The sequence below is a fragment of the Shewanella vesiculosa genome (assembly GCF_009994065.1).
GTDB classification, from domain to species: Bacteria; Pseudomonadota; Gammaproteobacteria; order Enterobacterales; family Shewanellaceae; genus Shewanella; species Shewanella vesiculosa.
Window position 1 is genome coordinate 15789 of the sequence record NZ_JAACSD010000023.1, and the last position, 12362, is coordinate 28150.

10 protein-coding genes are annotated in these 12362 nt (G+C 42.7%); 7 read left to right on the plus strand and 3 right to left on the minus strand.

All coding sequences use genetic code 11. From position 1 onward, the window contains the following. Nucleotides 1-100 precede the first annotated feature (100 nt). Nucleotides 101-682 (plus strand): hypothetical protein, encoded by a 582-nt coding sequence (locus GW828_RS18525; protein WP_273693544.1) that lies wholly within the window; start codon nt 101-103, stop codon nt 680-682. Nucleotides 683-928: 246 nt separating this feature from the next. Here the strand turns inward: GW828_RS18525 and GW828_RS18530 are convergent, their stop codons facing one another. The 3 genes from GW828_RS18530 to fadI form a co-directional block, all read right to left on the minus strand. Continuing rightward, the gene (locus tag GW828_RS18530) at nt 929-1237 is read right to left on the minus strand and encodes a hypothetical protein (RefSeq protein ID WP_273059612.1); all 309 of its coding nucleotides are present in this window, start codon (nt 1235-1237) and stop codon (nt 929-931) included. A 223-nt stretch (nt 1238-1460) separates the two neighbouring features. Next, on the minus strand, nt 1461-3587 hold the full coding sequence (fadJ, locus tag GW828_RS18535) for a fatty acid oxidation complex subunit alpha FadJ (protein ID WP_273059614.1): 2127 nt from the start codon (nt 3585-3587) through the stop codon (nt 1461-1463). Nucleotides 3588-3592: 5 nt separating this feature from the next. Beyond that, on the minus strand, nt 3593-4903 hold the full coding sequence (gene fadI / locus GW828_RS18540) for an acetyl-CoA C-acyltransferase FadI (protein WP_182698072.1): 1311 nt from the start codon (nt 4901-4903) through the stop codon (nt 3593-3595). 248 nt (nt 4904-5151) lie between these two features. On the opposite strand from fadI, the gene GW828_RS18545 reads away from it, so the two are divergent. The 6 genes from GW828_RS18545 to GW828_RS18570 are packed head-to-tail and all read left to right on the plus strand — an operon-like array spanning nt 5152 to nt 12359. Continuing rightward, entirely contained in the window at nt 5152-6108 is a 957-nt protein-coding gene (locus GW828_RS18545) for an AAA family ATPase (RefSeq protein WP_182723297.1), read from the plus strand. A gap of 41 nt (nt 6109-6149) precedes the next feature. Beyond that, the gene (locus GW828_RS18550; RefSeq protein WP_273059617.1) at nt 6150-7085 is read left to right on the plus strand and encodes a DUF58 domain-containing protein; all 936 of its coding nucleotides are present in this window, start codon (nt 6150-6152) and stop codon (nt 7083-7085) included. Further along, complete coding sequence (locus GW828_RS18555) at nt 7086-7634, plus strand: DUF4381 domain-containing protein (protein ID WP_273059618.1); 549 nt, start codon at nt 7086-7088, stop codon at nt 7632-7634. It abuts the gene before it with no gap. Further along, nucleotides 7628-8635 (plus strand): vWA domain-containing protein, encoded by a 1008-nt coding sequence (locus GW828_RS18560; protein WP_273059620.1) that lies wholly within the window; start codon nt 7628-7630, stop codon nt 8633-8635. The genes GW828_RS18555 and GW828_RS18560 overlap by 7 nt, the downstream gene beginning before the upstream one ends. Further along, nucleotides 8632-10734: a VWA domain-containing protein gene (locus GW828_RS18565; protein ID WP_273059622.1), complete on the plus strand. Its 2103-nt coding sequence runs from the start codon at nt 8632-8634 to the stop codon at nt 10732-10734. The genes GW828_RS18560 and GW828_RS18565 overlap by 4 nt, the downstream gene beginning before the upstream one ends. Then, the gene (locus GW828_RS18570; RefSeq protein ID WP_273059623.1) at nt 10728-12359 is read left to right on the plus strand and encodes a BatD family protein; all 1632 of its coding nucleotides are present in this window, start codon (nt 10728-10730) and stop codon (nt 12357-12359) included. Before GW828_RS18565 ends, GW828_RS18570 begins: the two co-directional genes overlap by 7 nt. Nucleotides 12360-12362 lie beyond the last annotated feature (3 nt).

Sequence of the window (12362 nt, forward strand, 5' to 3'; positions counted from 1 at the left end):
TCTTATATTTGGCATAACAAATGCAAATACAAGTTCAGTTGTCAAAATAATATTGTTATTTAACCCTGAGCCTGAATTACTAAATATAAGAGAGATTAAAATGATTAAAGGAATGATTACAGTAGCAGTTTTATCGGCATTATCTTTTGCTAGCGTAACCGCGCTAAATGAGCTCGAAAGTCAAACTGCCAGCATTCCTGGCCTTAAAGTGCTAGACATGCAAACTGCCAGTATCCCAGGCCTTAAAGTGCTAGACACCCAAACCGCCAGCATTCCGGGCCTTAAAGTGCTAGACACCCAAACCGCCAGCATCCCAGGTCTTAAAGTGCTAGACACCCAAACCGCCAGCATCCCAGGCCTTAAAGTGCTAGACACCCAAACCGCCAGCATTCCGGGCCTTAAAGTGCTGGACATGCAAACTGCCAGTATCCCAGGCCTTAAAGTGCTAGACACCCAAACCGCCAGCATTCCGGGCCTTAAAGTGCTCGACACCCAAACCGCCAGCATTCCGGGCCTTAAAGTGCTCGACACCCAAACCGCCAGCATTCGGGCCTTAAAGTGCTCGACACCCAAACCGCCAGTATCCCAGGCCTTAAAGTGCTCGACACCCAAACCGCCAGTATCCCAGGCCTTAAGGTGCTCGACATGCAAACAGCCAGTATCCCGGGCCTTAAAGTCCTAGACACTCAAATAGCTTAAGGAGAACCCTATGTTTACTTCTCTAAAAATAGCACTTGGTTTAGCAAAACCAGCTCGTAAAAAAGTAAAATTGCCTGAAGGTTTAAATCACCTTGAAGTTATCCAAGCCAGAGCTTGGTGGAAGTAATTCTTAAGATACTGATGGTTAACCATCAGCCATAAAAAAGGAGCATAAGCTCCTTTTTTGTTATTTGAAATATGAATTTTGATATAACAAACTGAAATGAGATTAGCCTTCTATGCTATAACGGCCATATCGCCAAACCTTCATATCAGCTAAGCGTTTGTGTGTGCTAAACAATGGGTAAGTAAGTGGCCCTAGTATACAACCAACACATCCCCACCGCTTTACTGCTAATCCATGCTTATAAGCTGCAAAACCAAATAGAAAACCACTACTAATACTCAATAAAACAAGCATGAATAACCAACTGAACTGCATTATCGCTAACTCCAAATAAGTCAGTAAATTAAATAACTCAGTAAATCTCATCCCTACCAGCACATCATTACGACCCACCTTTGACTCGCAAGTCATAATATTAACGCCATCAGATCCAAGCTATGACAGCTCAATGGCGAATATCACCTACATAATAGTTTACGCTATCATCATCAACAATGAGTATTATACCCTAAAGAGGCATCTATCTGATTAAAAATCAGGCAAAAGCATGCCTTGAATAAATAAAAAAGCGGCAAACAATTGCCGCTTTTTTACAACTTGATAACTTTTTATTCGCTAAATAAAAACAGCCTTATTACTTTTTATAAAATTGGCTTCCATCACTGGCCATTTTGAGTAACGTGTCGCACGGTGCGAAACGGTCACCGTAGAGTGATTGATAGCCGTGTAAAGTTGCCACTAAATTGCTTGCACCTAAGGTGTCGATATAACGGAACGGGCCACCTAAGAATGGCGGGAAGCCAATACCGAATATCGCACCGATGTCACCATCTCTTGCAGAGGCAATAATCCCCTCTTCCAGACAACGAACGGCTTCATTAAGCATTTGAATGGTACAACGCTCTGCAACATCTTTTGCTTCTTTATCTGAAGCTATTGCGATATCGAGTACCTTATAAACTGATTCATCAACCAATTTGGCTTTTTTAGCTTTAGGCCCGTATTGGTAGAAACCTTTGCCATTTTTACGACCTTTACGGTCATCGGCTAATAACTTGTCAAAAGCTGCGGGGGCTTTAAAACGATCGCCGAGCTCTTTTTCTAAAATTGGCGAAATTTTAGCTCCTACGTCAATGCCCACTTCATCGAGCAACGTCATTGGCCCCACAGGGAAACCAAACTTGACTAACGCGCGATCTAGATGCTCAACACGCTGACCTTCAAGTAATAACTGTGCCGCTTCGTTCATATACAGGGCTAGAATACGGTTAACGTAAAAACCAGCACCATCTTGAACTACGATAGGTGTCTTTCCTTGCTTGCGTGCGAACGCCACTGTAGTAGCAATGGTTTCGGGTGATGTGGTTTTATGCGCAATCACTTCAACTAAGGGCATTTTTTCTACCGGAGAGAAATAATGTAAACCGATCACATTTTCAGGACGGCTTGCCGCTGCAGCAATCTGACCAATAGGTAAAGATGAAGTGTTCGATGCAAAAATGGTGTTTTCACCGCATTCACGCTCTACATCCTGAACCATTTTATGTTTAAGCGCTAAGTCTTCAAATACCGCTTCAACCACGATATCTGCATCTTTAATACCTGTATATTCAGTGGTTGTTGTCATTAATGCCATGACATTATCACGCGCGATGGGTGTCATGTGACGACGTTTTACACCTTTATCTAAAAGCTTGTAAGCATATGATAGTGCGTTACTGAGTCCCTGCTCTGAAATGTCTTTTACACGTGCTGGAATTTTAGCTTTAGTAGTCGTAACAGAGGCAATACCACCGCCCATCAAACCACCACCTAATACCATTACTTTTTTAACTTTACGTGGCACAGCGCCTTCAGCACCGGTTTCTTTTTTCATTTCCGTAGTGGCAAAAAACAAGCTACGTAATGCAGCAGACTCTTTTGACATCACCAAATTAGCAAAATGGGTCGCTTCAACCTCAAGCCCTTTCACCATGCCTTTATTCATACCTTGGCGAACACAATCAATAATTTTGGCAGGTGCAGGATAATTACCCTGAGTTTTCTTCATTACCTGTTTGCGAGCTTGATCAAACATAATATCGCGAGTAAATGAAGATGATTCTAAAAACTGATTGATTTTAGATTGCACCACAGGTTTTGCAGCTTGTTTGCCTTTTTTTGCTAGCTCAATCGCAGTTTCAAGCAAAATAGAGTTAGGGACAACATCATTCACTAAACCCATTTTTAATGCTTGTTTAGGACGAATTTGCTTGCCAGTAAGCATCATATCTAACGCAGTTGCAATTCCGACTAATCGAGGCAAACGCTGTGTACCACCGCCGCCAGGCAGCAAACCTAGTTGTACTTCAGGCACACCTAGCATGGTTTTTTTATCATCGCTACATACACGTAAATGACACGCTAGCGCTAACTCTAAACCACCGCCTAAACAAGCACCGTTGATAGCGGCAACAACCGGAATGGATAAGCCTTCAAGCTCAGAAAAAACCACATGACCTTGTTGTGACAATGCTTTGGCATCAGCTTCACTCTTGCAAGCGGCTAACATTGTGATATCAGCACCAGCAACAAATGAATCCGCCTTGCCAGAAATAACCACCAAGCCTTTAATGCTATTATCAGCTTTAATTTCGGTTAAAATGTCACTAATTTCAGGGCCAAATTGTTCTTTTAAGGTGTTCATGGTTTCACCAGGAACATCCATTGTTAAAATCGCAATACCATCGTCACGACGAGCTAAATTAAATGTTTTTTCCATGCTCATTACTCCACCTCTAAAATCATTGCAACACCTAAACCACCCGCGGCACAGGCTGTCGCTAATCCAGTTCCACCACCACGACGCTTAAGCTCTCGACACACTTGGGTAATCAAACGTGTTCCGGTTGCCGCAAAAGGATGGCCATAAGCCAACGAGCCCCCCAAAACATTAAACTTACTCATGTCGATTTCGCCAATGGCGCGACTACGACCTAACTTCTCTGCAGCAAATTTCTTTGAAGCAAACATTTGCATGTTAGCTAATGTTTGCGCCGCAAATGCTTCGTGCATTTCAATGAGAGTTAAATCTTCTAATTCCATTCCTGCGCGTTTTAATGCTAATGGCGTGGCATAAGACGGCCCCATTAACATATCTTGCCAAACATCAATAGCGGTAAATGCATAACTTTTGATATAGCCAATTGGCTGATAACCTAGAGCTTTGGCTCGACCTTCACTCATTAAAATAATGGCTGAAGCACCATCAGTTAATGGCGTACTGTTGGCGGCAGTCACGGTACCGTGCTTGCGATCAAATGCGGGACGCAATTTGGCGTAAGACTCTAATACAGAGTTTTCACGAATATTATTATCGCGGTCGATAAATTGTTTAAAAGGTGGAATATGAGCTGTCATCACCTCTTGTTGAAGCACGCCAGAATTCCAGGTGTCAGTGGCTAATGTATGTGAACGATGCGCTAATGCATCTTGATCGGCACGACTGATGCTATAAGTCTTAGCCATTTGTTCTGCGGTTTGCCCCATAGACAAACCCGTGGAATATTCAGCAACCGCAGGCGGGACAGGCATTAAGTCTTTCAAGCCTAAACGGCGTGCAATCGCAAATTTCTGCTTAAAAGTGCGTGCTTTATTTAAGTCGACTAAAGCATGTGCCAGCTTTTTTGATACCCCAATCGGTAACACAGAAGAAGAATCCGAACCACCCGCTAAACCGATTTCAATGTTGCCAGTCATAATTGACTCAGCGACGTTAACCGCAGACTGGAAACTAGTTGCACAAGCTCGAGTGACAGAATAGGCATCAGTTGACACATTCATTCCGGTACCCAGTACAATTTCACGGGCTATATTTGGCGCTGCTGGCATTTGTACAACTTGGCCATACACTAGTTGTTCAATTAATTGAGGATCAATTTCAGAGCGAGACAGCAACTCATTTACCACCATTTTGCCCATATCTAGCGCAGATACGCCATGAAAGGCTGTTGCTTGTTTTGCAAATGGTGTTCTTAAACCGGCAACAATCGCAATGCGTTCACCCCGGGAATTCGTTACTTGTTGTCTATCACTCATGTGTCACCCTCTATTATTGTTAGCTCATCTCGGCTCAGCCGGTAAGTTTATATGTTGCCAGATAATCTGGTCAGACCATCAAAGTGTGACCTGATTCTAACTTTTTATTGAACGGTTTTAAACAGGCGTTTACAACTATCTACTTCATAAAGAGTTAAATTGTGTTAATCCTACTAGCCAAAAACCAATAGAATTCATAACATAGGATTTAATACACCCAATGCCAACTAAATAAATTGAGTACTACTATGCCGTTAAGTCGTTTTCACTCACTCCGCGCCTATTTAGATACTGTTGTCTTAGGTCAACCCGTATTAACAGAAAACTTGCTGATAGCACTTATCGCAAATGGTCATTTATTAGTTGAAGGTCCACCAGGTTTAGCAAAAACGCGAGCCGTAAAAGCACTATGCGACGGTGTCGAAGGTGAGTTTCATCGTATTCAGTTTACGCCCGATTTGCTGCCTGCCGATTTAACCGGTACCGATATTTATCGCCAACAAACCGGTACATTTGAATTTGAAGCAGGGCCCATTTTCCATAACTTAATCCTTGCAGATGAAATTAACCGAGCCCCTGCCAAAGTACAATCTGCTTTATTAGAAGCCATGGCTGAAGGCCAAGTTACTGTAGGAAAACACAGTTATCCTCTGCCGCCACTTTTTTTAGTCATGGCAACCCAAAACCCACTCGAAAACGAAGGTACCTACCCCTTACCGGAGGCACAGTTAGATCGTTTTTTAATGCATTTAAACCTCGATTACCCCAATGCCGAAACCGAATGCGAAATCTTACGCCAGTCCCGTAAAGAGGCTAAGACACACCAATTACCAACGATAGATCCTGTTGCGCAAGCAGATGTATTTGCTGCAAGAGATCAGGCATTAGATATTTATTTAGCTGAGCCACTCGAAAAGTACATCGTTGAGATTATTATGGCGACTCGCCAACCAGCAAGATATGGCGCAGATTTAGCAAAATGGCTCGAGTATGGCGTCAGTCCACGCGCCACGATTTCATTAGAACGTTGTGCAAGAGCACGCGCTTGGCTGTATGAACGAGACTTTGTATCGCCAGAAGATATTCAAGCGGTTGCGCCCAATGTTTTACGGCACCGCTTGTTACTCAGCTATCAAGCTCAAGCTGAAGGTGTTACGGCAGATCAAGTGATTGATCATATTCTGAGTCAAGTTGCCGTACCGTAGATGTTGCAATAGGTGCACTTATTATTGAGCATGATTAGATTATGATGAACCAAACCTACTCATTACCCCTTTACAGTGATGGTATGAGCTTAAATGAGCAAGAATTAATTGCTTGCCAAAGCTTGTCGCGCGCCCTTCCCGATCATAAATCGCGGGCAAAAGCAGCCTTGTCGGGCCATCGAAGCAGTCAAATAAAAGGCCGCGGTATGGAGTTTGCTGAAGTTCGTCATTACCAAAATGGTGATGATGTTCGAACCATTGACTGGCGAGTAACTGCGCGAACCGGAGTTGCGCACACTAAGTTATTTGTGGAAGAACGCGAACGTCCTATCCTGCTGTTGATAGATTTGAGCCACAGCTCATATTTTGGCTCGCAATTATTACTTCAATCTGTCCAGATAGCCCATTTAGCGACCACATTAGGTTGGAATGCAATCAATAATGGCGACAGACTTGGGGCGTTAATCGCCAGTGAAACTAATCACTTAGAACTTAAACCGCGAAGTCGCCGCCAAGGTATTTTGCAATTAACGTCGGGGTTAATTGATGTTCATCAGCAGCAATTAAAGCAAATTAATCAATTGTCACCTGATCCAGGCCATATGTTTAAAGCCTGTCAACGTTTACAACGTATTGCAAAACCTGGTTCTCTAATCTGGATTATTACCGACGGTCAACATCTTAACCAACAATGCTTAGCACCATTAACTGAGTTATCACGTCACTGTGATATCGGAGCATTTGTGGTAACCGATCCATTAAGACAAGGAACCTTGGCGTTACCAAAACAATTTGCCTTACCCGTTCGAGATGGCCAACAACAATTGACCTTAACTCGGCAAAGTTACGAGGCTTGGTTAGCGAATCAACAAGCGCAGCAACAACAATTTTTTGCTTTAATGAATTTGATTAAAGTGCAACCAAAATTAATTGATGCCGCTAAACCGCTCAGTGCCCAATTGGATATTTTACGTTAAATGACCACGCCAAACATACCATCACAACCAATGCCAATTGATGCCAACGCATCGGCTTTAGCTCAATTGCACGATATTGCGTTACCCGCCCCGATCAGCACCATGCCGATTGCGCCAGGATATTGGATAATCGCAGCCGTATTGATTATTTTAGCCGTTTGGTTGGGCAAGCGTTTATATAAACAACATCAATATCATGCACCACGCAAAATAGCCCTAACACTCTTACAAAGTTATAATGTCGAAGATGATAGCTTTGCAGCACAAGTCAATAGCTTACTCAAGCGTACCGCATTAACTTATCTACCACGAGAACACCTCGCTAAACTCAATGGTCAACCTTGGTTTGATTGGTTAGATACTCGTCTCGCGCCAGATCAACAACATCAAATAGGAAAATTACTCGTTAAGCGTCACCAAGCGAGCGGCTTAGATCAAGCCGAAAAAGTCCAATTACTCCAGTTAGCACAAGCTTGGCTCAACAATAAGCATGCTTTTAGTGATGCGACCTTAATATCCAACAATCCACATCAGGAGGCCAAATGTTAGCATTTTACTGGCCATGGTTATTACTCTTACTGCCACTGCCGTTATTGATTAAGCGTATTAATATAGACAGTGCCGGTGGACATTTACAGTTACCAGGCATCGCTACTACGATGACGCACTCAAGGGCAGTCAATCAAAAAGTGAGTCGTAAACGGTATTGGTTAATGTGGATTTTTCTTCTATTAGCAATAGCAAGGCCACAATGGTTAGGAGAACCGATTGAATTACCCGCCAAAGGTCGTGATTTAATGATGGCGGTTGATTTATCGGGCAGTATGCAAATTGAAGATATGGTGATAAACGGGCAAACGGTTAATCGATTTACGTTAATTCAGCATGTATTAAGTGATTTTATTGAGCGTCGAAAAGGAGATCGGCTCGGACTCATATTATTTGCAGACCATGCTTATTTACAAGCACCGTTGACCCTAGATCGCCGCTCTGTAGCCACGTTTTTAGATGATGCGCAAATTGGCCTAGTAGGCAAGCAAACGGCTATTGGTGAAGCGATTGCCTTAGCGGTAAAACGTTTTGATAAAGTCGATGAAAGTAACCGTGTACTAATTCTCCTCACTGACGGTTCTAATAATGCTGGCAATATTGATCCCGAAGTCGCAGCCCAAATTGCGGCTAAACGTAATGTCACCATTTACACTATTGGCGTGGGCGCAGAAATGTTAGAACGGCGTACTATTTTTGGTAAAGAGCGAATTAATCCTTCAATGGATTTAGACGAGGAGCAACTCAAAAAATTAGCCAGCATCACTAAAGGTCGATATTTTAGAGCTCGTAACAGTGAAGAGTTAAACAGCATTTATCAAGAAATAGACAAGTTAGAGCCGGTAAGCCGAGATCAATTAAGTTACCGCCCAAAAAGTGAATTATTTTATTGGCCTTTATTAATGTCATTACTAATCAGCTTCTTAATTAGTCTGCAGCAACAATGGCCAAATCAGTTATGGCCTAAAATCAAGTCTAGCAAAGAGGCGGATCAACAATGATACATTTCATTCGCCCTGAATGGCTATTGGGCATGATTCCAGTATTGATATTAAGTGCATTATTTTGGCGTAGACATAGCCAGCAATCAGCATGGAAACAATATATCTCCCCGCATTTAAGTCAGTTACTGGTGACCCAAACCGTGGAGAAAACTCATCAACCTAAATGGATACTGATTGCCTGCTGGATAATTGCAGTGATTGCGCTTGCCGGCCCAGCGTTGAATAAACAAAGTTTGCCGGTATTTGCTACTGAGCAAGGTAGAGTGCTCATTATGGACATGTCGCAGTCTATGTATGCCACAGACTTAAGCCCGAATCGCTTATCTTATGCCAAATTTAGAGCTACCGATTTACTAAACGAACTCAAAGAAGGCGAAACAGGACTCATTGCCTACGCTGGTGACGCTTACACTATCAGCCCGTTAACTCGTGATAGCAGCACCATTTTAAATTTATTACCCACATTATCACCTGATATTATGCCAACCAAAGGTTCTAATTTGGCGGCAGCATTATCACTGGCAGAGAAACTATTAGCTCAAGGTGGCCATGTCAGTGGCGACATTATAGTGATGACTGATGGTATTTCTGCACAGCAATTTAATCAAGCAACCAGTGCAGTCAACGACCGCTATCGTTTATCTATTATGGCATTTGGCAGTAAACAAGGCGCCCCGATCCGTTTAGCTGATGGTCAGTTATTGCGAGATAACAGTAATGAAGTGGTTGTCGCTAAAACCGATTATGGTTTATTACAAAAACTAGTAAAGCAACATCAGGGTATCCTAGTGCCAGCGCAAACAGATGGCAGCGATATTTCAACTCTTACACAATGGTTAGCCTCAGACGGCAAAGCGAGTGAAACAGAACTCGCTGGTGAGACTTGGCAAGATCTCGGGCCATATCTGGCAATGTTATTAGTCATCCCAATATTAATGAGTTTTAGACAAGGATTATTAACGGTTATGCTTAATCCTGTTTTGCTATTGTCTGCAGCAATGGCGTTTGGCCTAACTCACAGTCAACCAGCACAAGCGTCGGTGTGGCAAGATTTATGGCAAACCCAAGATCAACAAGCCGAATCGGCCTTTCAGCAAGGTGAGTTTGCTCAAGCTGCTGACACATTTAAAGACACTCAATGGCGCGCCTCTGCACATTACAAAGCGGGTAATTATCAACAGGCACTGGCAGAGTTTGAACAAAATAATACTGCCCAAGGGTTATTCAACCAAGGTAATGCATTGATGCAGTTGAAAGACTACCCAGAAGCCATTACTCGTTATCAAAAAGCGATTGCCGCGCAATCACCTTTTATCGAAGCAGAACAGAATTTAGCCTTAGCTCAACAACTGCTCGAACAACAGAAAAAGGACTCATCAGAACAAGAGTCGGATAAGTCACAACAAGACTCATCCGACTCAAAAGATGATCAAAACTCATCTTCTGAGCAATCTTCTAATAAAGACAAATCACCACAGTCAGAACCGGATAAGTCTCAGCCCGGTGAACAAAAAAACCAGCAAGATCAGCAAGACCAATCGAGTCAGCAAAACCAAGATCAGCGCGCTGAAACTCAATCTAAAGACAGTAATGATAGCTCCTCTGATAGCGATAAGTCAGCTGAAAAAGATCAAAAGCAAGATAAAAAACAATCTCAATCAGCATCAAATGATCAGCCGTCAGGTGAGCAAAAAAATGACTCACAACAAAATAGCTCAGAGCCACAATCATCACCAAATACTAATGATAACAAGGGCTCACCCAAAAATGATCAATCGCAAGACTCACCTGAAAGTAATGAATCTAGCATGCAAGCCAGTGCGAGCAAAAATGAAGATCAGCCTACTGATGATAAACAGAAGATGAGCGCAGCTAAGGCTTCTGACCTTGCAAACTCCGAAGGTAATTCGCAAGACAAACCAGCTGAAATGGTATCAGCATCGCAGATGAATCAAGATTCACTTCCAGCGGACATGGAAAGGGCTCTTCGCGCTATCAATGAAGATCCCCAAGTATTAATCCGTAATAAAATGCAACTTGAATATCAAAAACGTCGTCAAAACAGTCAACCACGTGAGGATAATGAACAGTGGTAATTAGAACTTTTTTTAGCTTATTGCTATTGATTATTGCAGCCCCTGTATTTGCAATGAGCCAAGTACAAGCAACTGTAGACCGTAACCCTGTGGTTGCAGGTGAATACTTCGTACTCGATGTAACTGCTGACGACGATCTCAGTGCCAACGAATTGGACACTTCGATATTACTGAAAAACTTTATTGTCGGCAGAACCAGTGTAGGTCGCAGTACCAAAATGGTTAATTTTGACACCACAAAAGAAACTCGTTGGCAGATATTATTATCACCTAAATCATTAGGTAATATCACTATTCCCGCATTTAACATCAAAGGCGTGAGTTCAAACCCGATTAATCTTAAAGTGATCCCACAAGGCACAACAGCCGACAAAGCTGAAAATGTATTCATGAGAATATCGACGAGTGCCTCTGATGCTTATGTCGGCCAGTTAATCACCTATAAAGTAAAATTGTATCTTGCAGTAGAATTACAACGTGGAGTGCTCAGTGCTCCAGCCATTGAAGGGGCACAAATCAAGCAAATCGGTGAGGATAAAGACGGAAGCGAAATTGTCGATGGCCGCCGTTTTAGAGTAATTGAACGTACTTATGGGATTATTGCTGATCTGCCTGGAGAGTTGGTGATTAATGGCGCCGGCTTTTCGGGTGATGTTATTGTCGAGGCTCCTAGGCGTGGAGGTATGTTTGGTTTTAATGAAAGTCGACCAATACAAACTGCAGCCGAAAGGCAGGTAATTCAAATCAACCCTATTCCCCCAAGCTATAAAGGAAAATGGTTAGTCAGCGATATTGCAGTATTAAAAGAAACTTGGCCAGAAGATGTTAGTGAATTTGAAGTCGGTAGCCCAATTACCCGTTCAATTAGTTTAATCGCATCCAATACTGATGACACCAGTTTACCAGATATTGATATTCCGCTGACTGAAGGCTTAAAAGCCTACCCAGAAAAACCAGTAAGACAAACTTTTGTTCGCGACAACCAAGTCGTGTCGCAATACAGTATCACTACCGCGATTGTGCCAACAAAACCAGGAACCTATACCCTACCTGAGATCCGTGTACCTTGGTGGAATCCACATCTTAAAAAACAACAATTTGCCACGTTACCAGAACGAACAATTAACGTAATCGGCAGCTCAACGGCAACCACAGACATACCACCCGTTGATAATTTTAGCGCAGTTCAAGGTCGCGGATATTGGCCACTATTGAGTGCCGTTCTGGGTATGTTATGGCTTATCACCTTAGTATTATGGCGTAAGGCGGTATCGGCAAACCGAGCACAGCCATACACAGATGATGACAATAAAAGTCAAAACACAAAGCCTAAAACCACCGCAAAAGGCCTCGATGCCATTATCGATGCATGTGACCGTAACGATAGCAGTGCTGTTATTGCCGCAGTACAAGGCTATTTTAGTGAACGCTTAGGAAAATTTATGACGCTAACGCAAATCAGTGGCTTATCTGAGCAACTGTCGGCGGCACTGAATAAATTACAAGCAGATAAATACAGTAATCATCCACAAGCAATTGACAAAAAATCACTTATGGATGCCATTTTGGCTTATCGGCAACCTGATGCAGGTAAAAAATCATTAATTAAACAACTAAATCCCTAATAT

Coding starts and splice junctions, on each gene's coding strand:
- GW828_RS18525 (WP_273693544.1), top strand. CDS start 101: ATGATTAAAGGAATGATTACAGTAGCAGTTTTATCGGCATTATCTTTT.
- GW828_RS18530 (WP_273059612.1), bottom strand. CDS start 1,237: ATGACTTGCGAGTCAAAGGTGGGTCGTAATGATGTGCTGGTAGGGATG.
- fadJ (WP_273059614.1), bottom strand. CDS start 3,587: ATGGAAAAAACATTTAATTTAGCTCGTCGTGACGATGGTATTGCGATT.
- fadI (WP_182698072.1), bottom strand. CDS start 4,903: ATGAGTGATAGACAACAAGTAACGAATTCCCGGGGTGAACGCATTGCG.
- GW828_RS18545 (WP_182723297.1), top strand. CDS start 5,152: ATGCCGTTAAGTCGTTTTCACTCACTCCGCGCCTATTTAGATACTGTT.
- GW828_RS18550 (WP_273059617.1), top strand. CDS start 6,150: ATGATGAACCAAACCTACTCATTACCCCTTTACAGTGATGGTATGAGC.
- GW828_RS18555 (WP_273059618.1), top strand. CDS start 7,086: ATGACCACGCCAAACATACCATCACAACCAATGCCAATTGATGCCAAC.
- GW828_RS18560 (WP_273059620.1), top strand. CDS start 7,628: ATGTTAGCATTTTACTGGCCATGGTTATTACTCTTACTGCCACTGCCG.
- GW828_RS18565 (WP_273059622.1), top strand. CDS start 8,632: ATGATACATTTCATTCGCCCTGAATGGCTATTGGGCATGATTCCAGTA.